This is a genomic window from Halorubellus salinus, assembly GCF_020567525.1.
Lineage (GTDB): Archaea > Halobacteriota > Halobacteria > Halobacteriales > Natrialbaceae > Halorubellus > Halorubellus salinus.
Window position 1 is genome coordinate 39,207 of sequence record NZ_JAJCVI010000002.1, and the last position, 22,177, is coordinate 61,383.

General features: G+C 71.4%; 20 protein-coding genes. 11 read left to right on the forward strand and 9 right to left on the reverse strand.

The window, feature by feature from the left end; all coding sequences use genetic code 11:
• Positions 1–81: 81 nt before the first annotated feature.
• The 6 genes from LI336_RS04660 (at position 82) to LI336_RS04685 (ending at position 9,808) form a co-directional block, all read left to right on the forward strand.
• Positions 82–2,907 (forward strand): DUF1508 domain-containing protein, encoded by a 2,826-nt coding sequence (locus LI336_RS04660; protein WP_227131480.1) that lies wholly within the window; start codon positions 82–84, stop codon positions 2,905–2,907.
• Positions 2,908–3,015: 108 nt separating this feature from the next.
• Entirely contained in the window at positions 3,016–3,774 is a 759-nt protein-coding gene (locus LI336_RS04665; protein WP_227131481.1) for a 4-phosphopantoate--beta-alanine ligase, read from the forward strand.
• Positions 3,775–3,901: 127 nt separating this feature from the next.
• Positions 3,902–6,469, forward strand: a complete 2,568-nt coding sequence (locus tag LI336_RS04670; RefSeq protein ID WP_227131482.1) for an AAA family ATPase — start codon at positions 3,902–3,904, stop codon at positions 6,467–6,469.
• Between the two features lie 114 nt (positions 6,470–6,583).
• Positions 6,584–7,147: a DUF6517 family protein gene (locus tag LI336_RS04675; RefSeq protein WP_227131483.1), complete on the forward strand. Its 564-nt coding sequence runs from the start codon at positions 6,584–6,586 to the stop codon at positions 7,145–7,147.
• Positions 7,148–7,255: 108 nt separating this feature from the next.
• Positions 7,256–8,197 carry a thiazole biosynthesis protein gene (locus tag LI336_RS04680; RefSeq protein ID WP_227131484.1) on the forward strand — a complete coding sequence of 314 codons (942 nt, stop codon included), beginning with the start codon at positions 7,256–7,258 and terminating at the stop codon, positions 8,195–8,197.
• 327 nt (positions 8,198–8,524) lie between these two features.
• On the forward strand, positions 8,525–9,808 hold the full coding sequence (locus LI336_RS04685; RefSeq protein ID WP_227131485.1) for an aminoacyl--tRNA ligase-related protein: 1,284 nt from the start codon (positions 8,525–8,527) through the stop codon (positions 9,806–9,808).
• 6 nt (positions 9,809–9,814) lie between these two features.
• On the opposite strand, the gene LI336_RS04690 is transcribed toward LI336_RS04685, so the two are convergent.
• The 6 genes from LI336_RS04690 to dcd form a co-directional block, all read right to left on the reverse strand.
• On the reverse strand, positions 9,815–10,405 hold the full coding sequence (locus LI336_RS04690; RefSeq protein WP_227131486.1) for a hypothetical protein: 591 nt from the start codon (positions 10,403–10,405) through the stop codon (positions 9,815–9,817).
• Positions 10,406–10,477: 72 nt separating this feature from the next.
• Entirely contained in the window at positions 10,478–11,800 is a 1,323-nt protein-coding gene (locus tag LI336_RS04695) for a hypothetical protein (RefSeq protein ID WP_227131487.1), read from the reverse strand.
• A gap of 47 nt (positions 11,801–11,847) precedes the next feature.
• Positions 11,848–13,140: a hypothetical protein gene (locus tag LI336_RS04700; RefSeq protein WP_227131488.1), complete on the reverse strand. Its 1,293-nt coding sequence runs from the start codon at positions 13,138–13,140 to the stop codon at positions 11,848–11,850.
• A gap of 51 nt (positions 13,141–13,191) precedes the next feature.
• Positions 13,192–13,968: a class I SAM-dependent methyltransferase gene (locus LI336_RS04705; protein ID WP_227131489.1), complete on the reverse strand. Its 777-nt coding sequence runs from the start codon at positions 13,966–13,968 to the stop codon at positions 13,192–13,194.
• On the reverse strand, positions 13,965–14,864 hold the full coding sequence (locus LI336_RS04710) for a thiamine-phosphate synthase family protein (protein WP_227131490.1): 900 nt from the start codon (positions 14,862–14,864) through the stop codon (positions 13,965–13,967). The genes LI336_RS04705 and LI336_RS04710 overlap by 4 nt, the downstream gene beginning before the upstream one ends.
• Positions 14,861–15,523, reverse strand: coding sequence for a dCTP deaminase (gene dcd / locus LI336_RS04715; RefSeq protein WP_227131491.1), 663 nt, complete (start codon positions 15,521–15,523; stop codon positions 14,861–14,863). The genes LI336_RS04710 and dcd overlap by 4 nt, the downstream gene beginning before the upstream one ends.
• Before the next feature lie 105 nt (positions 15,524–15,628).
• On the opposite strand from dcd, the gene LI336_RS04720 reads away from it, so the two are divergent.
• From LI336_RS04720 to truD, 4 genes are all read left to right on the forward strand, one after another.
• Positions 15,629–16,099 (forward strand): DUF7992 family protein, encoded by a 471-nt coding sequence (locus tag LI336_RS04720; RefSeq protein WP_227131492.1) that lies wholly within the window; start codon positions 15,629–15,631, stop codon positions 16,097–16,099.
• A 118-nt stretch (positions 16,100–16,217) separates the two neighbouring features.
• Positions 16,218–16,556, forward strand: coding sequence for a peptidyl-tRNA hydrolase Pth2 (pth2, locus tag LI336_RS04725; RefSeq protein ID WP_227131493.1), 339 nt, complete (start codon positions 16,218–16,220; stop codon positions 16,554–16,556).
• On the forward strand, positions 16,556–17,599 hold the full coding sequence (locus LI336_RS04730) for a carbohydrate kinase family protein (protein WP_227131494.1): 1,044 nt from the start codon (positions 16,556–16,558) through the stop codon (positions 17,597–17,599). The genes pth2 and LI336_RS04730 overlap by 1 nt, the downstream gene beginning before the upstream one ends.
• Before the next feature lie 35 nt (positions 17,600–17,634).
• Positions 17,635–19,002 (forward strand): tRNA pseudouridine(13) synthase TruD, encoded by a 1,368-nt coding sequence (gene truD, locus LI336_RS04735; RefSeq protein WP_438267273.1) that lies wholly within the window; start codon positions 17,635–17,637, stop codon positions 19,000–19,002.
• A 28-nt stretch (positions 19,003–19,030) separates the two neighbouring features.
• On the opposite strand, the gene LI336_RS04740 is transcribed toward truD, so the two are convergent.
• The 3 genes from LI336_RS04740 to LI336_RS04750 all read right to left on the reverse strand — a co-directional run bounded on the left by LI336_RS04740 (position 19,031) and on the right by LI336_RS04750 (position 21,028).
• Positions 19,031–19,309 (reverse strand): amphi-Trp domain-containing protein, encoded by a 279-nt coding sequence (locus LI336_RS04740; protein ID WP_227131496.1) that lies wholly within the window; start codon positions 19,307–19,309, stop codon positions 19,031–19,033.
• A gap of 105 nt (positions 19,310–19,414) precedes the next feature.
• Positions 19,415–19,837, reverse strand: a complete 423-nt coding sequence (locus tag LI336_RS04745) for a hypothetical protein (protein WP_227131497.1) — start codon at positions 19,835–19,837, stop codon at positions 19,415–19,417.
• A gap of 9 nt (positions 19,838–19,846) precedes the next feature.
• Positions 19,847–21,028 carry a redox-regulated ATPase YchF gene (locus LI336_RS04750; RefSeq protein WP_227131498.1) on the reverse strand — a complete coding sequence of 394 codons (1,182 nt, stop codon included), beginning with the start codon at positions 21,026–21,028 and terminating at the stop codon, positions 19,847–19,849.
• Positions 21,029–21,760: 732 nt separating this feature from the next.
• Here LI336_RS04750 and LI336_RS04755 point away from each other — a divergent pair.
• Positions 21,761–22,126 (forward strand): carboxymuconolactone decarboxylase family protein, encoded by a 366-nt coding sequence (locus LI336_RS04755; protein ID WP_227131499.1) that lies wholly within the window; start codon positions 21,761–21,763, stop codon positions 22,124–22,126.
• Positions 22,127–22,177: the final 51 nt, after the last annotated feature.

The window sequence follows — 22,177 nt, forward strand, 5'->3', positions numbered from 1 at the left end:
TCCCATCGAAGAATAACCACTAGCGATTAGTATCCGAATATTATTACGGTAGATAGTCCTTCTGGCCAAGTGTGTTAGACAATGTCTGGACTTCAGGGCGTCAATAACAGCCTGTTCCGGTTGTACGAGCAGTACGTGGGTGAGGCGGATTCGGCGAAGGACGTCTACGGGTACTGGGTGTTCATCGTGGGGTACCTCTCGGGGATGCTCGGGGTGCTCATCTACATCCTCGGCCCGGCGCAGGCGTCGGGCCAGCAGTTCCTCCTCCGCGAGATATCCATCACGATCGCTTCGAGTGGCCTCGCGGTGGCGTTGTTCGGTATCGTGCTCCTGTTGCCGGTGCGACAGCGCGGTATCCAGGCGAGCGTCGTCGGGCTCGCGATCGCGCTCGGTGGCGTGACGTGGTTCGTGCTCGCGTACCCGGGGAGTTGGGCGCCGAATCAGGGGAATCCCGCGGTGATGGCGGTGTACGCGGTCGGGTGCGGTGGCCTTGCGGGCATCACCGCACTCGTCCCGGTGTTGACCGGGGAGCGCGCGATGCTCGTGGAGAACGAAGGCATCGACGAGCATCCACCCATCATGCTCGGCGAGGCCGAGGAGGACGCGATGTTCGCGGTGCATCGCGACGACGCCGGCGACTGGACGTGGAACGTCGTCCACGAGGAGGCGATGGCGGCGGCGACCGAGAGCGCGAAGACGCGCCCGGACGCCGAGGACGCGATCGACGCGCTGAAAGAACAGATCGGGAACGCGCGCCTGCTGGAGATAACGACCGCGGCGTTCCGCCTGTACGAGAACGCGGCCGACGGCTGGCGGTGGATGCTGATGCGCGACGACGGGAGCGTCGTCGCGGAGAGTCACGGCGAGTTCGACGCGCGCGACGGCGCGGAGGGCGACGTGAGCTTCCTGAAGGACCGTGCGCCGACCGCGGAGGTCGTCGACATCGAGGGGGCGGCGTTCAACTACCTGCAGGACGACGACGGCTGGCACTGGGAGCTGCTGGACGACGACCGCCGGACGCTGGCGTCGGGCGTGGCGGCGGCGAACAGTCGGTCGTCGTCGGTCGACGAGGCCGAGCGCGCGGGCGACCTGCTCGGGGCTGGCCGCACCATCGTCGTCGAGTCCTTCGGCGTGGAGCTCCACGAGGCCGGTGACGGCTGGCGGTGGCGTATCGTCGACCCGGAGCAGCGCGAGCTGGTGACGTCCCGTGAGGCGTTCGACGGGCGACGGTCGGCCGAGGCCGCGGCCGAGCGCGTGCTCGACGACCTCGGCGACGCGGGGACGACGGTCGCGGGCGACCCGACCTACGAGGTGTACGAGAACGAGGACGCGTGGGAGTGGCGGCTGGTGGACGACGCGGACGACGTCATCGCACGGCACCCGGAGCCGCTCGGGGACCGTGCGAGCGCGGAGCAGGCGGCGCGCGAACTCAAGTCCGGGGCGGCGGAGGCGGACGTCGTGACGGTCGACGGGGCGGCGTACGAGACGTACCCCGGAGCCGGGTCGACGGCCGAGGACGAGGAGTGGCACTGGCGGCTCGTCACCGAGGACCGGTCGGTGGTCGCGGACAGCACGGAACCGCACGACTCCGACGAGGCGGCGCGCGAGGGCATCGAGCGCGTTCGAAGCCAGGCCGCGGAGGCGGACCTCATCGAGTTCGACGAGGCGGCGTTCCAGGTGTACGAGGCCGACACCGGCGAGTGGCGCTGGCGGCTCATCGACGAGGACGGTGCGGTGATGGCTGACTCGGGCGCGGAGCACGATTCCCGTGGCGAGGCGACCGAGGCGATGTTCACGCTGAAGGAGAAGGCGCCGGACGCGGACATCATCGAGATAGACACGGCCGCGTTCGAGTTGTTCCGGGACGACGACCGCGGCGGCTGGGGCTGGCGGCTCATCGACGAAGCCGGGAAGCTCATCGCGGAGGACCCGCACGTCCACGATTCCCGGGCTGGTGCGCGCGAGGCGATGAACGAACTGACGTCGGACCTCCACGCGGACGTTCGGACGATGGACGCACCGGCGTTCCAGACGTACACGGACGGCGAGGACTGGCGGTGGCGGTTCGTGCTCCCGGAGAACCGGACGGTGGCGGCGTCGGCGACCACGCATCCGACGCGCGACGACCTCCACCAGTCGGTGTCGGAGTTGCGCGACGACGCGACGGCCGCGTCGGTGTTCACGGTCGGTCAGCTGTCGGTACAGCTCCAGGAGACCGACGAGTGGCGGTTCAAGCTCCTCGACCGGGACCGCGACGTGCTCGCGGACGGCGAGCAGTCCTACGAGACGGAGGACGCGGTGCGCGGGGTCGTGGAGGACCTCCGCGTGGACGCGTCGGACGCGCCGGTGTTCGTCGAGGACGCCGCGATGTGGGTGACCCAGGACGACGACGGCTGGCAGTGGGAGTTGCTGTCGGCGGACCGGGAGTCGCTCGCGACCGGCCCCGAAGCGCGTCGGTCGAGTTCGGAGGTCGTCGACCAGCTGGAGCGCGTGCAGCGGCTCGCGCCGGAGGCCGGCGAGGTCGACTTCGGCGTCGCGAGCTTCGAGGTGTACCCCGAGGCCGAGGGCGATGCGCCGTCGTGGCGCTGGCGGCTCCTCGACGACGGCCGGACGGTCGTCACGGAGGGCGCGACGTCGTACCCGAGCGAGCGCGCGGCCCGGGAGGCGCTCGACGACGTCCGCGACCTCATCGGGGGTGCGAGCATCCTCGAGATCGACTCCGCCGCGTTCGAGTTGCACGCCGAGGACGACGGCTGGCGGTGGAAGCTCGTCGACGACAACGGCGACCCGATGGCGACGAGCACGCAGGTCTACGAGACGCGCGTGGAGGCGCGCGAGGCGATGAACACGGTCAAGGACACCGCGCCGGACGGCTGGGTGAACTTCGCCGAACGGCAGCGCCTGTAGACCGGCACGCGAGCGTTCCGGTATCGTTCCAGCGTACGGGCGCTCCTGTATCGTTCCAGTGCACGTCCGTTCCGGTATTTTTTCACGCGTCCACCGTCGAGGAGTGGTATGAGCGAGGTGGACGTGCCGGAGGATCATCCGCGGTACGAGTCGTTGCTGACTCGGCACCGCATCGAGGACGGGGTGGCGAAGGGCATCACGAGCCAGCAGGGATTGATCGCGCAGGGACGCGGTGAGGCGTTCGATTACCTGCTCGGCGAGGAGACGACGGCGAGTGCGGACGCGGCCGAGCGCGTCGCGGCGGCGCACCTCCTGCTCGCCGAGCACGCGGTGCTGTCTGTGAACGGGAACGTCGCGGCGCTGTGCCCGGGCGAACTCGTCGAGCTCGCGGAGGTCGTTGGTGCGGACCTGGAGGTGAACCTCTTCAATCGAACCGAGGAGCGGATGCGCGCCATCGTCGAGCACCTGGAGGCTCACGGTGCCGAGGACGTGAAGGGGCTGGCGGCGGACGCTCGCATTCCCGGACTCTCTCACGAGCGCGCGAAGGTTGACGCGGACGGCATCTACGACGCGGACGTCGTGCTCGTCCCGCTGGAGGACGGCGACCGTGCGGAGGCGCTGTCGGCGATGGGGAAGACGAACGTCGTCGTCGACCTGAACCCGATGTCGCGCTCGCCCCAGACCGCAGCCGTCCCGATCATCGACAACGTCGTGCGTGCGGTCCCGAACGTGACGCGGCACGCACGAGACCTCGCCGGTGCGACCGACGACGAGTTGCGCGAGATCGTCGACGCGTTCGACGCCGAGGCGACGCTCGCGGACGCCGAGGCCCGCATCCGGGACGGCGGCGACGGCAGCATCGACTGACCGAGCGCCACGGCGCGTCGACCCGCGAGCGGGGGTGACGGCGGGAGTCGAAAGGCGTTAGTTTGTAGACAGTAGTTCGGTGGATAGAGATGTATCTCGGACGGCGTGAACGGGAGGTGCGGTCGCAGTGACGGACCTGCCGGCGGACGTGGTCGACCGCCGACTCGACGACCCGGGGCACGCGTACGACGCGCTCACGGGGCTGGATTCGTGGTTCGAGGACAAGCGCGTCCGGCGGCTGCGGCGCGTGCTCTATCCCGCGTACCGCGTCGAGTACGGGTACCAGTCCGCTTCGGACGGCGAGTCCGGGGGCGTGACGGGCGACGACCGGCGGACGTCGGTGGCGGTCCTCGACGGCCGCGAGGGCGACAGCGAGCGGGAACTGACGCGGTACCGGCAGACCGTCCGCGACCCCGTACCGCTCGAGGCGTCCCGACTCGACCTCGGCACCGACGGTCGCGCGGGCACCGCGATGCCGTTGTCGTACGAGGTCGGCGACGCGGACGCCGAGCGCGCGTTCCGCGAACGCGCCGACGAGTGGCAGCGGCGGGCGAACGCGAGCGACGAGACGAGCGGTCGGGTGGCCGACGCTATCGCGGAGCGACTCGGGCTCCCGGACGACCTCGACCCGGCGGGGTTCGAGGGCGTGGTCGACGTCTCGCGTATCTACCTGCCGTTCTGGTGCGTCGAGTACACGACGAAGGGCGAGGACGAGACGTGGCTGCTCGGCGTTCGCGTCGACGACCGCCGCGTCACCCGTCACCCGTGGGTCGCGCATCTCGTCGTCGACGACCACGGCGACGCGTACCGGCGCGTCGACCCGCTCGGTCACGGGGCCAACGACGAGTCCGGCGTGGACCCCGAGTCGGGCGACGACTCGCTCGCCGACGTCGTCGAGGGGGACGGTGACGAGGACGCGGTCGGTGACGCCGCTCCCGGCAGTGGCGTGGCGGGCGAGAGCGGCGGAGGTGGGTCGGCTGGCGATGGCGTGCGGACGCCAGACGGTGTGAGCGACGCGGCGGCGGCCGCGTTCGACGCGACCCCCGACCGGCGCTTCGAGGACGTCGGCGGGATGCACGACCTGAAGGCCGAACTGGAGGAGGGCGTGCTCGCACCGCTCGCGAGGCCCGAGCGCTACGAGGAGTACGGGCTCGGTGCGGTCAACGGCGTGCTCCTGCACGGACCGCCGGGCTGCGGGAAGACGTACCTGGCGCGAGCACTCGCTGGCGAACTCGGCCGTGCGTTCGGCGCGGTGACGCCCGCGGACCTCGCGAGCAAGTGGGTCGGCGAGGCCGCGGACAACGTCGCGGACGTCTTCGCGGTCGCGAGAGCGAACAAGCCCTGCGTGGTGTTCGTCGACGAACTCGACGCGGTCGCGGGCGACCGCGACCGCCAGATGACCAACACCGAACAGCAGATGGTCAACCAGTTGCTCGTCGAACTGGAGGACGCGGCCGAGCACGACGTCGTCGTCGTCGCGGCGACGAATCACGTGCAGGACGTCGACGACGCCATCCTCCGGTCGGGGCGGTTCGACAAGCACGTCGAGGTCAGGCCGCCGGACGCGGACGCTCGACGCGAGATACTCGCCGTTCACCTGCGCGGGCGGCCGACGAGCGACGACCTCGACCTCGGCCCGGTCGTCCGCCGGTCGGCGGGGTTCGCGGCGAGCGACCTGGAGCTCGCCGTCGAGGAGGCCGCACGCGCCGCGCTCGACGATGACGCCCCCATCGGGACCGACCGCTTGCTCGCGGCCGTCGACGACCTCGAGACGAGCATCGGCGACTGGCTCGACGAGTACGACGTCGGCACGCCACCGTCGCGCGCCGGCGACCTCTCCGTCCCCGGCGACGTCGAGCTGCCCGCCACGGACGTCGTCGACACCGACGTGTCGCGGGACTTCGAGGCGGTACCGGGGATGACGGGGACGACGCGCGAGATCGACGAGCGCGTCGTCCATCCGGTCGCGAGCGCGGACGTCTACGACCGTCACGGCATCCCTGGACTCGACGGCGCGCTCCTGTTCGGCCCGCCGGGCTGCGGGAAGACGTACCTCGCTCGCGCGGTCGCCGGCGAACTGGACGTCCCGTTCCTGTCGGTGACGCCGTCGAAGCTCGTCACGGACTGGCCGGGGTCGCCCGCCGAGGACGTCGCGGACGCGTTCGCGCTCGCGAAGGCGAACGCACCGAGCGTGCTCTTCCTCGACGACCTGGACACGCTCGCGGCCGCGGACCGCGGTCGCGGGACCGCCGCCGAACGCCGCCTGCACGACCAGTTGACGATGGAGCTCCGGACGGTAGTCGACCACGACGTGCTCGTCCTCGGCGCCACGCACCTCCTGAGCGACGTCGACGACGCGGTCCTGCACGCCGCGGCGTTCGACGAGCGCGTGGAGGTACCGCCGCCGGACGCGGAGACGCGCGCTGCCGCGCTCGACGCGGCGGTCGACGACGCGCTCGCCGCGCCGACGATCGACTACGAGCGCGTCGCGGCGGCCGCGACGGGGTACGCCATCGCGGACCTCAGGCTCGCCGCGGGGAACGCCGCGCGCGCCGCACTCCGCGAGAGCGCCGAGGTCACGACGGATCGACTGCTGACGGCGGTGGAGGCGACGCCGTCGACGCTCGCGAACTGGCCGGACCGCGAACGGTACAGCGAGAGCGAGCACGGCTCGACGCTCCGCTACATCGCCTGACGGTCGGTGCGGTCGACTCCGCTACGTCGCGCAGGGTGGGATGCGGGGTCGACGGCGTGGGCGTCGTCCCGAATCCGGCGTATCGTTTTCATGAAGGCGCCCGTACCGTGGGGTATGCCGGAGAAGCCGACGTTGTCGCTGCCGGGGAACTGGCGGAAGGTGAACGACGAGGAGTCGGTCGTGTTCTCGCTGCCGACGATGCGCGTCCGCGGGCACACCGTCGTGTACGAGGACGTCGGGTTGCGGGAGTCGGTGCGGGCGGCGACCGACGGCGCGGTCGACCATCCGGTGCGGTTCGCGTTCGCGACGCACCTGGCGTTCGAACCGCCGCTGCCGCCGGGTGCGGGCGTCGCGTCGGTGTTCCCGACGGTCCGGGAGTCCGCGGAGCGCGAGTTCGCGGCGGACCTCCGCGAGCGCGGGTTCGAGTCGGTGTCTCGCGGGCGGCGAGACCGGACGCGGACGGACGAGGGCGTTCGCGTGGCGCTCCGACAGTACGACGCGACGGTCCCGGTGAACGGCGTGCGCGTGGACTGCGAGGGGTGGCTCGGCGTCTGGCACGACGCGGGCGACGTGTCGCTCGCCGGCGGCGCGTACGTCACGCGCCCGGTCGGTGGCGTCGAGGTCGAGCCGGGCCGGTACCGTCGCGAGCTCCTGGAGGCGATCCGGACCGTCGAGTGAGGGCGTGAACCGCGGGTGAGCCGGACGGAGGGCGTTTCTGGCGTCGTCGATCCGAGAGCCGCACGTACCGAAACCCATTTCTACCACTTAGATATATCACTAGGTGGTATGCAGGACTTCGATTCGTTCAGCGACGTCGGCGAGGCACAGGTGACCCAGGCCATCGGCCAGGAGTGGAGCGAGGAGTTCCTCGACTACTCCGACTGCCAGGTGATCGTCGTCGGCGGCGGCCCCTCCGGCCTGATGGCCGCGAAGGAGCTCGCCGAGCGCGACGTCGACGTGATGGTCGTCGAGAAGAACAACTACCTCGGCGGCGGGTTCTGGCTCGGTGGCTTCCTCATGAACAAGGTCACCGTCCGCGACCCCGCCCAGAAGGTCTTCGACGAGCTCGACGTGCCGTACGACGCCGCGCGCGACACCGAGGACCTCTTCGTCGCGAACGGGCCGCACGCCGCGTCCTCGCTCATCGAGGCGACGTGCGACGCCGGCGCGAAGATCCAGAACATGACCGAGTTCACGGACATCGTCGTCCGCGAGGACCACCGCGTCGCCGGCATCGTCATGAACTACACGCCCGTCCACGCGCTTCCCCGCGAGATCACGTGCGTCGACCCGGTCGCCGTCGAAGCCGACCTCGTCATCGACTCCACCGGCCACGACGCCATGGCCATCAACAAGCTCGACGAGCGCGGCGTCCTCGACGCCCCCGGCATCCAGGCGGCGAACGAACGCGGCGACGTGATGGACTCCTCGGACGCCGACGCCTACGGCGCACCCGGCCACGACTCGCCCGGCCACGACTCGATGTGGGTCGGCCGCAGCGAGGACGAGGTCGTCGAACACACCGGCCTCGTCCACGACGGCCTCGTCGCCTCCGGGATGGCCGTCGCCACCGCCTACGGCCTCCCCCGCATGGGGCCGACGTTCGGCGCGATGCTCGTCTCCGGGAAGAAGGCCGCCGAGGTCGCGCTCGACGAACTCGACGTCGACGCCCCCGACGTCGAACTCGACGGTTCCCGCTCGCAGGCTCCGCCCGCCGACGACGACTGATGGTCCCGTCTGACCGCCCACGGAGTTTACAGGAGATGTGGACCTCGGCGCTCCGCTGACGCCGATGGCCGTTCTGGGGGATGCGGTCGGTGTCCGAGCCCACCTCGCGACGGAGTGACACGCCACCGACACATATTTGCCGGGTGGCGTTCTCAGTCCACGTGCTATGCGTCGAACACTGAGCGTTTGCGGTGGCAACCGCGGGTCCGGTGCGGCCCGCGGCCGGGTTCCGCGAACGCACTGAGAACCTGCTGTTCTGTGTAGTCGAATCGCTATCCAGCGGCTGCGCTGGCGGTCGAACGTCGCGGCTTCTCGGAGGTGGTCGGGGTGCGTCGTAGCGACGCGTTCCTGGCGACGAGCCGCGAGGACCGCGGAGAGGCGCGCGACGACGTCCGGCTCGCGGTCCGCGCCGGACTCGTCCGCCAGTTCGGGAGCGGCCTGTACGGCTTCGCGCCCACTGGCGAGCGCGTCCGCCGGAACGTCATCGACGTCGTCGCCGCGGAGATGGACGCCATCGGCGGTCAGCGCGTCTCACTCCCCCAGTTGAACTACCGGGACGTCTGGGAGGCGAGCGGGCGCTGGGGGAGCTTCGAGGGCGAGATGTTCACGCTCGAGAACCGCGACGACGTCGAGATGTGTCTCGCGCCCAGCCACGAGGAGGGCGTCGTCCACCTCGTCGACGGGTTCGTCCGGTCGTACGACGACCTCCCCCTCCTCCTCTACCAGGTCGAATCGAAGCACCGGGACGACCACGCGCGCAACGGCCTCCTGCGGACGAAGGAGTTCACGATGAAGGACGCCTACAGCCTGCACGCGACCGAAGCCGGGCTCCGAGAGACGTACCGCGAGGTCCGCGCGGCCTACGAGCGGATCTTCGACGCGCTCGGGCTCGACGTCGTGGTCTGCGAGGCCGACAACGCCGCGATGGGCGGGAGTACGAGCGAGGAGTTCGTCGCGCCCGTCGACTCGGGTGGGACGCTCGACGTCGTCGCGTGCGAGCGCGAGGGCTGTCGGTTCGGCGTCACCGACGAACACCGCGACTTCGGCGCGTACCGACGGGAGGACGGCGACGGCGTCGACGCGTGCCCCGACTGCGGCGGCGCGCTTCGCGCGACCGAGGGCGTCGAGGTCGGGCACGTCTTCCAGCTCGGCACGCGCTACTCGGACGCGATGGACCTCCGCGTGGACACCGCCGACGGCGACCAGACCGCGGTCGAGATGGGGAGCTACGGCATCGGCGTGACGCGTATCGTGCAGACGCTCTGCCTCCAGCACGCCGACGCCGACGGCTGCCGCTGGCCCGTCACGGACCACGGAACCGTGGCGCCCTACGAGGTCGCGGTCGTCCCCCTGTCGTACGAGGGCGACGCGAAGGACGCGGCCGACCGCGTCCACGACGAGCTCGAGGCCGCGGGCGTCGACTGCCTGCTGTTCGACGACCGCGAGCAGACGATCGGCGAACGGTTCGCGGAGAGCGACCTCCTCGGCGCCCCCACGAAGGTCGTGCTCGGCAATCACTACGCGGAGACCGGCGAGGTCGAACTCGAGTCCCGCGACGACGACACGCGCTACCGCGACCTCGACGCCGCCATCGCCGAACTCGGCGGGTGAGCGGCGTCAGTCGTCCTCGTCGACGAGCGTCCACGCGTACTCGTCCTCGGTGACGAGGACGTCCGGCGAGAACGCGACGCGGACGTCGCTCGCGGTGACCTCGGCGTCGACCTGCACCGCGAGCCAGCCGGTCGACGACCCGTCGACCGGGAGTTCGCGGACGCTCCGATAGACGCCATCGTCGAACGACGCGGGGAGGCTGTCGGAGACGTCGACGGAGTCGTTGGACGGGCGCACGCCGGCGGACGGCGTCGCGGTCGCCGCACCGTCGACGTGCTCGACGCCGACCTTCACGAACAGGAACTGCTGGCCGGCGGGCGCGGTCACGGTCTCGGTCCCGCCGTCGTCTCTCGCTCGCTCGTAGGAGTCCACGAACTCGTAGTCGACGACGCGGACCTCGACGGTGGCGTTCTCCCCGTCGAGTGCGACGCGTTCGCCGAGCGCGTACGTGTCGTCGCCGGCGGTGGTCGTCGGCGCGACGGCGTCGGTCGACGTCGGTGCGAACGTCGGCGTGTCGACGCCCGCGGTCGAACAGCCCGCGAGCGCGACGAGCGCCGCGGCGACCAGCACGCCGACGACGCGTCGATTCGATGACATGGACCTACGACGAGGACGTCCCGCTTAGGCCTTCCCCCGAGCGGACGGCCCCGGTCGACGCGTTCGAACGCGTCAGGCGACGGTCGTGGGCGTCGCGACAGCGCGCGACCCCGACGCCGACGTGAACCGTCCGCTGCTGGCGTTCCGCGTCGTCGACCGTTCGACGACGACGGTGTTCCCGTCGCCCATCGACGCGACCGCCGCGTCGACGAACGCGGCGTCGCCGGCGAGCAGGAGCGTCACCGTCTCGTTCACGCGTACGAGTCGGAACGACGCGTTCGCGTCGCGCTCACCGCGCCAGTCCGCGAACGCCGCCGCGAACTCGTCGGCGTCGCTTGCAGTATCCCACCGCATCGCCCACGTCAGGTTGCGCGTGTCGCCGCCCGGCCCGGAGACCATCCGGAGTTCGTCGCCACCCCAGCCCGCCGCCGCTCTCCGGGACGCGTTCGCGTCGAGTTCCCCGCGGAGCGTCCCCCAGACGTACGCCTCGCCCAGCCGGTCGCCCGCGCTCTCGACCCAGCCCTCGCCCTCGACCGCGACGGACACCGGCCGCACGGGTTCCTCGCTCGCGGTGCGGTTGTGCATGAGCTGCTCGGTCGTCTCCGGTGGGTTTGCGTACACCCAGGAGACGTTGGCGGGGTCGTCGAGGTGGTGCTCGGTCCAGCGCGCGCCGAAGTAGTACGGTGCACGGAACACCCGCCAGCCGTCCGGACCGTTCACGACCGCGTCCCGGACCATCCGCACCTGGCGGTCGACGCCGTCGCGCTGGTAGCGCTCGGCGTACTCGCCCGCGATCCACACCGACGCCCCTTCGACGGCGCCGCCGACGGCGAGCCGGCCGTCGGTCGTGGTCGGGCGACTGGGCGCAGTCCAGCCCTGCTGGAACTGGACCGCGTGGAACTGCTCGTGCACGACGACCTGCTCGACGACCCCGGGCGATGCGCCCGCCGGCTGGACGTAGATGCGGCCGTTCCCCGTCGCCAGCCCGTGGGGATCCTCGGCCGGGTCTTCGACGTACTCCTCGAGGCCGAGCAGGCGCTTGCGCGGGGTGTCGCGGCTCCGGAAGAACTGGCTGAGGTTCCGCGTATCGAGCGTCGGCCGGTCGGCGTCGACGCCGAGCATCGCGGTGAGGTTCCGGAACGTCCGCGTGTCGTTCACGGCCAGTGATTCGGGGTCGGGCACGCCGTCGCCGTCGTCGGTCGCGTCGGCGCTCGTCGACGTCTCGTCGACGTTCGAGGGTGCGTCGGTCGTCTCCGCGGTGGTCGTCGCGTCGCTGGTCGCTTCTGGCTCGGTCGCATCGGTGGTCGCGGTCGGCGCGTCCGTCGGCGTCGTCGGGCCGGCACACCCGGCGACGACGAGGAGGGCGGCGACCGCGAGCGCGGGGAGGCCTCGCATACGATTCGCTTCTTGGCACGCCACAAAAAACCTGCGCGGTTCCGTCGCTACGCGACGCCGCGGGCGTCGGTCGCGGCGGTCGCGTTCCCGTGCGCGACGACGACGGTCCCGCCCTCGACGTCGGCCGTCGCGTTCCCGACGAACGCGTCCTGGCCGGCGAGCACGACCGACGTGGTCGCGTTCACGCGCAGCACGCGGATCGCGACGTCGTCGTCGCGAGCGGCCGCCCAGTCGCGCGCCGCGGCGGTGAACTCGTCGGCGTCGCGCTCGCCGTCCCAGCGGAGCGCCCACGCGAGGGTCTCGGTGCGTCCGCTCGTGTCGGCGACCATCGTGAACGCGTCCCCACCCCAGCCCGCGGCGGCGGTCCGGGAGCGGTTCGCGGACAGCTCACCGCGGAGCGTCGCCCAGACGTACAGCTCGCCGAGGCGGTCGGCGTCGCGGTCGAACCAGTCCTCGGAGCGGATCGCGAGGTCGACGCCGTCGATCGGTTCCTCGGCTGGCGTCCGGTTGTGCATCAACTGCTCGCTGGTGGTCGGGACGTTCTCGTACGCCCACGAGACGTTCGCGGGGTCGTCGACGTGGTGGTCGGTCCAGCGCGCGCCGAAGAGGTACGGTGCGCTGAACAGCCGATTGTAGCTGGGGCCGTCTTCGACCACAGCGGCGTGGCGTTCGCGGCCGGCCGTCGCGCCGGGGGCGTGATGGCGGTCGACGTAGCGGTCGGTCACCCAGACCGCGGTCCCTTCGACGACGCCGCGCCACGCGACCCGGCCGTCGGTCGTCGGCGGGTCGCCGTAGGGGTCGACCCAGCCCTGCTGGAACTGGACGACGTGGAACTGCTCGTGGACGAGGACGCGCTCCACCGCGCGCTCGGAGGCGGCCTTGGGTGCGACGTAGATCTCGCCGGGGGTCGCGTACCCGTAGGTCTCGTTCAACCCCAGCGGGTCGACGTCATCGAGTCCGAGTAGGACGTACCGCGTCAACGGCGTCCCGTAGTCCTGCGACGCGTCGAGCACCGTCAGCGCCGGCCGCTCCGCGTCGACGCCGACGAGTGCGGTGAGGTTCCGGAACGTCGCCGTGTCGTTCGCGGGGAGCCCGTCGCCGGTGGGAGCGTCGTCGGTGTCCCACGAGGAGTCGTTCCCGGAGGTGGTGGGTGCGGCGGTGGTCGTCGCCGTGGCCGTCGTCGCGTCGGTCGATGCCGTCGACGGTTCGGTGACGGACTCGCTGTCCGCGGCCGGCGCGGACGCGGAGGGCTCGGCGTCGGTCGTCCCGGGCCCGCTCGGGGCGGCGCAGCCGGCGAGAACGAGCGTCGCGGCCACCGCGAGGACGGCGATGGTTCGCATGGTTACGGCTCGCGGCCCAGTGCACAAAAGCCCATCGGACCTGTCGTTTTCCTAAGTTGATTGGGCGTCGGCGGGGACACGGCCGCCGGTGACGCGGACGACGCCGAGCAGGTGCTCGCGGTGGAACGTGGCGCTCGCACGCTCTCTGAGGGCATCGCGGGCGGCGGTGACGCGGTCGCGGAGGACGTCGTGTGGCGAGGGGTCGTACCGGAACTTGAACGTCGGCGGCGTCGAGACGACCGTGAGCGCGCGGAACGCGGCGTTCAGGGGACGCGCGACGGGCCGGTCCGAGAGCGCGCCGTCGACGAGCACCACGTGCCCGGGGTCGACCGCGACGCCCCCGCCCGGGTCGCCGCCTGCCACCGGCCGCACGAGCTCGCACCAGTCCGCGACCGCGCTCGCCGGGTCATCCAGCATCCCGACGACGAACGACGCGAGCACGCCGTCGACCGGCCCGTCCACGGGCGGTCGCGTCGCGTCCCCCTGGACGACGTGGACGTTCCGCCAGCCGTTCGCGTCGACGAGGCGCTGCGCTCGCGCGAGCATCCCCGCGGTGAGGTCGACCCCGACGACCGTCCCCGTCGGGCCGACCGCCTCGCGCAAGTAGGGGAGGTTCGCGCCCGTCCCACACCCGAGGTCGACCACGGTGTCGCCGCGAGCGAGGTCGAGCGCCGCGACCGCCTCCCGGCGAAGTCGCCCGATACCGGGCGTGAACCGCGCGAGGCCGTCGTACAGCGTCGCCCACCGTCCGTAGAACGACTGCACGGACGCCGCGCGTTCCCCGCGCTCGTCGGCTCGCGGCCCGCCACCGCCGCCACGAGCCGTCATCGCACGACGTTCCGGACCGCCTCCGCGGCACTCACCGAATCCTCCGCGAGCACGTACACGATGGGTTCCACGCCGTAACTCCCCGTCTGGTAGAGCACCGTCGCGTCCGGGCGCTTGCCCAGCGCGTCCGCGACCGCCGTCTCGATGTCGTCTTCGCCCTCGAACTCCACCGTCTCGTGGCCCTGCGCTTCGAGCGCCGCGAGCACGTCCTCGTCGTACCGGACGTTGATCGCCGCGGTCACGTCCGAACCCGCCGCGCGCGCCGCGAGCAGGACGCTCGCGACGTACTCGCTCACGCCGAACTCGGGCTCCGCCGGCACCGTCGCCCGCCCCTTCACGTCCACGATGCGGCCGGGGACGCCCGCGACGTCGTCGATGGAGTCCGCGTCCGGCGTGCACGCCACGAGGTTCGTGCCGACGTTCGGGATGAGGCGCGCGAACCCGCTCGCGTTCTCGAGGACGCGCAGCCCGCGACGGAGCGACGAGAGCACGCGCTCGGCGGTCCGCAGGTCGCTCTCGGGGTCGTGGATGGCGAAGTCGCTCCCGTACTCCGCGAGCTCCGGGACCTCGTCGCGGTGGATGGTCGCGAGCAGGTCACCGCGCTCCAGCCGCCGGATGAGGACCTCCGCCTCGACGAGCGCCTGCACCGGGCTCATGTCGCCCGACGCCAGCCCCTCGCCGACGGTCCCGACGAGCTCCTGGACGCGGTCGTCGTCGAGGATGGCGTCGTTCCGTGCGACGTCGCCGTGCGCGTACTTCGACACCGCCGACTGCGAGATACCGAGCGCCTGCGCGACCTCGCTCTGCGTGAACCCGCGGTCGCGGAGGTCCGCGGCGAGCATCGACCGGTACGTCGGCAGGAACTCGTCGACGACGACCTCCTCGATGAACTTCATCGCTCGCCACCCCGCGCCCCGCGGTCGTCCGTCGACGAACCCGACGCGCCGGTGGCGCGGTCGTCGCCGGCGAGCTGGTCGCCGCCGAACTCGCTGTCGGACCCGATGCGGGACGCCTGCGGGCCGTCCTGGTCCTGGTACTTCGACCCGCGCTCGCTCCCGTAGGGACGCTCGGCGGGCGTCTTCAGTTCCGTGAAGATGAGCTGACTGATGCGCATCCCCGGTGTGAGTGCGACGGGCGCCGTCCCGAGGTTCGAGAGTTCGAGCGTGATCTGCCCGCGATACCCGGGGTCGACGACGCCCGCGGTCGCGTGCACGACGACCGCGAGCCGCCCCATGCTCGACCGGCCCTGGACGTGCGCGATGAGGTCGTTCGGTATCTCCACGCGCTCGTAGGTCGTCCCGAGCACGAAGTCGCCGGGGTGGAGGATGAACTCCTGGTCGGGGTCGACGACGGTCTCGCTGACGTAGTCGTCGACCTCCTGTTCGGCGTTCGGGTGGATGCAGGGGATGTTCGCGTGCTGGAACTCGAGGAACTGCGCGCCCAGTCGCAGGTCGACGCTCGCCGGCTGCACCTGGAGCTCGGGGTCGTCGAGCGGTTCGACGACGAGGTCGCCGTCGTCGAGCCGTTCGGTGATGTCCGCGTCCGACAGTATCATGTTCGGGACGACGACGGCGCGCTCCTAAAACCACGCGGTCGTACCAGCCGACGCCGCGCGAACTCGCGGTATTCCTTTATGCGTCCGGCCGTCGAATCCACACCCATGGCACTCGACGTCGAGGTACCCGACCCGCCAGACCTGACGAACCGCGGGACGCCCCGCGACTTCGAGACGACCGACGCCGACGACCCACCGGACTTCCACCGCGAGGACCTCGAGACGCTCCTGCACGACAGCGCGTGGACCGTCGGGTTCGAGGAGTGGCTCGACCGAACCGACCTGACCGACGACCACTTCCAGGCCGCGTCCGCGCTCGGGCTGTTCCAGGCGCTTGACTTCTACTGGGACCCAGCCGACGACCGGCTTCGCCACGACGTCCCCACCGTCCCATCGGACTGGCGAGAGCGCGCGGCGACCGGCGGACTGGACTCCTCGGACGTCTCCCTCATCAGGTCGGAGCTGGCGGACCTCGGCCGGACCGTCCGCGAAGCGCTCGCCGACGAACTCGAGCGAAGCGACGCCGTCTCCGCGTCGCTCTGGGTCGACGACCGGTACGGCGACCGCGACCAGTAAGCCGGGCGAGCACCGGGCGAGGCCGTCCAGTCCCGCGGCATCCACGAGCGCGGGACGGCGCCCGGGCCGGTGGACGCGAAGGGGAGTGACTTTGAACGAGGACCGCCTTCGGCACGGTATGAAGCAGGTCATCGCCGCACGCACGGACCTCGACATGGGCCGCGGGAAGCTCGCGGCGCAGGTCGCGCACGCGTCGCTGTCGGCGTACGAGGACGCCGACTCGCGGACGCGCAAGCAGTGGAAGGGCGAGGGACAGAAGAAGATCGTCGTGAAGGTGAGCGGCGAGGACGAGCTGTTCGACGTCGCGAGTCGCGCCGAGCGCGAGGGCCTCCCGCACGCCGTCATCCGGGACGCCGGCCACACCCAGCTGGAGCCGGGAACGCCGACGACGTGCGCGGTCGGCCCCGGCCGGGACGACGTCGTCGACAACGCGACCGGGCACCTCTCGCTGTACTGATGACCGAGACCGCTCTCCCGCGCGTCCTCGTCGCCGGCGAGACGCTCGTCGACCTCGTCGCACCGGACGCGTCGATCGCGACCGCGGAGGCGTTCGACGCCCGCGTCGGCGGTGCGCCAGCGAACGTCGCCGCCGGGCTCGCGGCACTCGACGAACCCGCGTGGCTGTGGACGCGCGTCGGCGACGACGGGTTCGGCGAGCGCTGTCGGCGCACGCTCGACGCGCACGGCGTCCCCGACCGGTTCGTCGAGGTCGACCCCGAGCGCGAGACGACGGTCGCTTTCGCGGCACGCGAGCGCGCGGCCGACGACGACCTCGCGTTCACGTTCTACCGCGGCGCCGACCGACACCTCGGCGAGGGCCCGGCAGCGGCCCGGCCGACGGACGCACTCGACGACGTCGACGTCGTCGTCGTCGGCGCCGTCACGCTCGCCAGCGAACCCGCGCGGTCTGCGGTCCTCGACCTCGCCCGGGCGGCCGCGGACGCCGACTGCACGCTCGTCTTCGACCCGAACGCTCGCCCGGCCGCGTGGCCCGACGACGACTTCCAGACCGTCACCGAGCAGGTGCTCGCGCTCGCGGACGTCGTGAAGGCGACGCCCGCGGACCTCGCCGCCGCCGGGTTCGACGTCGCGAGCATCACGCCCGGCGCGGACGGCACCCGGCCCGGCCCCGGCGACGCACCGGCGCTCGCGGAGGCGGTCTGCGAGCGCGGCCCGCACACGACGTTCCTGACGCTCGGGAGCGACGGCGCGGCCGCCGCGAGCACGCACCGGTCGCCGTTCGGCCGCGGCGGCGCCACCCACCACGGGTACGACGTCGACGCGGTCGACCCGACCGGTGCCGGCGACGCGTTCCTCGCCGCGGTCGTCGCCGAACTCGCCGGTGGCGCGACCGACCCCTACGCCGTCCTGGACGCCGCGACCGCCACCGGCGCGCTCGCGGCCACCGAACGCGGCGCGCTGCCGTCGTTCCCCGACCGCGACGCGGTGGACGCGCTCGTCGCCGACGACAGCATCGGCGGCGACGGAGGTGCAGCGTGACCCGCGACGCCCACCCCCGCGAGCACGCGGTCGGCATGGAGGTGTACGCGAGCGACGTCGACGGCGTCGGCGGCCGCCTCCGCGACCGCGACGAGGGCTTCCGCGTCGTCGAACGCGAGGCGTTCGCGACCGAACCCGTCGACGCCCCGACGGGCGACTACCCCTACCTCGTGTGTCGCGTCACCCTCCACGGCTGGGACACGAACGACTACGCGCGCCGCCTGAGCGACGCGATGGGTATCAGTCGCGAGCGCGTCTCCTGGGCGGGCACGAAGGACAAGCACGCCGTCACCACCCAGCTGTTCAGCGTCCAGGGCGTCAGCCCCGGGGACCTCCCCGACGTCGACGGCGCCGACCTCGAGGTCGTCGGGCGCGCGGGACGGGACATCTACTTCGGGGACCTCGCCGGGAACGAGTTCCAGATCCGCGTCAGCGACGTCGACGCGCCCGAGAACGCGGCGGGCGTGACCGACGCGCTCCGCGAGTGGGGCGACCTCGCGGACGGCGACGCCGCGGCCGCCGAGGACGGGGATGGCGACGTCGCGGTCGCCGTGCCGAACTTCTTCGGCCAGCAGCGCTTCGGGAGCCAGCGCCCGGTCACGCACGAGGTCGGCCTCGCCATCGCCCGCGACGACTGGAAGGGCGCGGTGCTCGCGTACGTCGCGAACCCAAACGAGGCCGAGCGCGAGGGGACGCGCGAAGCCCGCGAGATAGCCGGGACCGAGGACTGGCAGGCGGCGCTCGACGCGTACCCGCGTCGCCTCCGGTACGAGCGCACGATGCTCCACACGCTCGTCGAGCGCGACGCGAGCGAACCCGCGGACTACCGTGCGGCGCTCGAAGCACTCCCCTCGAACCTCCAGGCGCTGTTCGTGCACGCCGCCCAATCCTACGTCTTCAACAGGGTCCTCAGCGAGCGCCTGCGTCGCGGGATTCCCTTCCACCGCCCCGTCGCGGGCGACGTCGTCTGCTTCGCCGACGCTGACGCCCCGAACGACCTCCCGGTCCCCGACCCCGACCGCGCACAGCGCGTCAGCGACCGACGCGTCGACACCATCGCTCGCCACTGCGAGCGCGGTCGCGCGTTCGTCACCGCGCCCCTCGTGGGGACCGACACCGACCTCGCCGACGGCGAACCCGGCGAGATAGAACGAGCCGTCCTCGACGACCTCGACCTCGAACCGGGCGACTTCGACCTCCCCGGCGAGTTCGAGAGCACCGGCACGCGCCGCGCCGTCCAGGTCACCACGCCCATCGACGTCGAGCGCGTCGACGACGCGGACGGCACCGACCGCGAGGACGACGCGAACGCCCTCGAGTTCTCCTTTGCGCTCCCCTCCGGGAGCTACGCGACCACCGTACTCCGCGAGTACTGCAAGGTCGACCCGCTCCAGCTGACCTGACCGCCCCCGCGACCCCTCGACTGCGGGACTACTCGATGGTGAGGTCGCCCCCGTCGGTGGCGTCCTCGTCCCACTCCAGCTCGAACTCGACCTCTATCTCCCCCGAGCCGCCGGACTTCGACGTCTCGCGCTCGACCTCCACCTCGAACTCGACGCGCCCCGGTGGCGTGAGCGTCACCGACTCGCCACCGGACTCCAGCGTGAACTCCTCGCCGGAGTCGAGGTGGTCCGCGACCGTCCGGAGGTACGCCGCGACCTCGGTCGTCTGCATGTCCCGCTCGAACTCGAACAGCGTCTCTTCTGGCATCCTGCAACCTACGCAGCGAGACGTAATGGGTGTATCTACGGCCGTCCGCGGCTCGATCCCGACCGCCAGGAGCGTCCCTCCCGAACCGAGACGGTCCCGTGGCGTTCAGTCGTCGCCGAGTTCGCGCTCGCACCGCCCCAGCCATTCCTCCTCGTACCGCTGCGCGCTCCAGGTCTCGCCGACGAGGTCCCGTACCGAGCGAACGCCGCGCTCGCGACACCAGTCGCGGCACGTCCGATAGACGGCGAGGTCCACGTCGGCGTCGTCGGTCGCGTCGCGGACGCGCAGCGACCGCTCGCCCGCGAGGAGCGCGCACACCGCTCGCGTGTGGCCGTCGAGCAGCAACCACTCGTCGGCGTGAGCGTCTCTCGCGACCGGTAGCGGGTCGTACGCCGGGTCGTCGACGTCGAACCACGCGAGGACGCCGCGGAGCTTCGCGGCGCTCAGGCAGTACTGCGTGGGCTGTGGCGTGCCGAGCGCGAGGTCGAACGCGTCCGCACTCGCGGTGTCGTCGCCGTCTGAGACCATCGAACCACGTCAGGACGCCGTACTCACGATCTTCACGACGTCGCCCTCCTCGAGTTCGCGGTCCTCGCCGACGTCGCGGCCGCTGCGAGCGTCGACCGCGTGCAGGTAGCCGTCGCCGATGTCCGAGTGCACGGCGTACGCGAGGTCCACGGGCGTCGATTCCCGCGGCAGGAGGAACGCGTCGGGGAGGACGTTCCCCTTCGCGTCCGTCCACTTGCTCTGGTCCTGCACGGGGAACAGCGTGATGCGGTCGAGCAGGTCGTAGACGGCGTAGTCGATGGCGGACTGGACGCCCGTGCCGCCGTACTCGGTCATCGCGTCCCGGAGTCCCTGGAGGCGGTCGCGCTGGGCGTCGGTGACGTCGCCGAGTATCTCGAAGTCCGCGTCGCCCGGGTCGTAGTCGACGACACCAGCCTCCGCGCCCTTCCGGAGCGCGAGCTCGCCCTCCGCGGTCGCGGGGATGACGGGCTTGTCGAGCGCGAGGAGCTTCTCGACGTTCTCCTCGGGGGCGACGTCCATCTTGTTCGCGACGACGACGATGGGTTTCGTGCGTTCGCGGACGAGCCTGGCGAGCGTCTCCCGGTCGTCGTCCGTCCAGTTCTTCGGGTCCGCCGGGTACGCCATCTCGCGCAGCACCGCCTGGACGTCCGCCGGTCCCGCGCCGAACCCGGTGAGCATGTCGCTGAGGGCGTCGTCCATGTCGAAGTCCGGCGACCGCGACTTGCGCTCGATACCCTCCCAGTTCCGGTCGACGATGCCGGCGAGCCAGAGGTCCATCTCCTCCTCGATGAAGTCCACGTCCTCGATCGGGTCGTGCGTCCCGATGTCGACGGGTTCGCCCTCGGCGTTCGTGCCGCCGGAGGCGTCGACGACGTTCACGATGACGTCCGCGTTCGTCAGCTCGTCGAGGAACTGGTTCCCGAGGCCCTTCCCCTCGTGCGCGCCGGGGACGAGCCCCGCGACGTCCAGCAGCTCCACGGGCACGTACCGCTTCCCGTCGTGACAGTTCTCGTTCCCGCAGCGTTCCTCGCGGTCGAGGCACGGACAGTCGGTTCGAGCGTGCGTGACGCCACGGTTCGGGTCGATGGTCGTGAACGGGTAGTTCCCCACGTCCACGTCCGCCATCGTCGCCGCCTTGTAGAACGTAGACTTGCCCGCGTTGGGCTTCCCAGCGAGCGCGATAGAGAGCATACCACACGATTGCGCCGGCCGGCGAAACACTCTTTCGGTCGGCAACCGCGAACTCCGGCGTGAAACGGACCACGCTCGACCCGTCGGCCCACCACGTCGACGTCGGCGAAGCGCTCGACGCGACCGACCTCGCAGCGGTCCGGTACCGGCTCGCGCCCGGCGAAGGCTTCCCGAGCGGCCTGCACGCGCACCACGACCAGGAGGAGGTGTTCGCCGTGCTCGACGGCGACGCCGTCTTCGAGGTCCTCCCGCCCGCGGAATCGTGGGACGACGACCGCCCGACCGGGCACGAGGTCACCGTCGCTGCAAGTGAAGCGGTGCGGTTCGTGCCCGGCGAGTTCCAGACCGGACGGAACCCCGCGACCGCCGACGAGGACGTCGTCGCGCTCGCGCTCGGCGCGCCGAAAGCGACGAACGACGTGCGCATCCCTGCCGCCTGCCCCCACGCCGGCTGCGAGGCACTCGCGCTCCGCCTCGGAACCGGTGGAGACGCGTTCACGTTCGACTGCCCGGCTGCGGCGACTCGTTCGCGCCCGCGCCCTGTCCAGCCTGCGAGAGCGACGACCTCGCCATGCACCTCGACGCGGACGGACACCCGGTCGCCAGGTGCGCGGACTGCGGCCGCGAGTTCGAACGCCCACCGTCCGCGAAGTGACCGGCTCCGACCGCACCGTTCTCGACGGCAGAGAATCACGGCCACGCTATATTCCCTCGACGTGCGTCTCTACTGGTATGTCCACCACACACGACCACTCGAAGACCCAGGAACTCGCCGACGTCAAGCACTCGCTGAGCGACCTCATCGCGGAAGCCCCCGAGATAGAGCAGTTCGCGGGGTTCGTCGAAGGCGCCGAAGCGACGAGCGTCGTCGACCACAAGACGAAGGAACTCGTCTCGCTCGCCATCGCGGTCGTCACGCGCTGCGACCACTGCATCCTCTGGCACACCGACGCCGCACTCGACGCCGGCGCAAGCCACGACGAGATCGTCGACGTCCTCAAGGTCGCGGTCGTCATGGGCGGCGGCCCCGCGCTCATGTACGCCGTCGACGCCTACGACACGCTCCTCGCACTCGAGAGCGAACGCGCCGAGAACTAACTCCGCGAACACCCTTCGTCGTCACACCGCACCGCGAGAACCATCCCACTC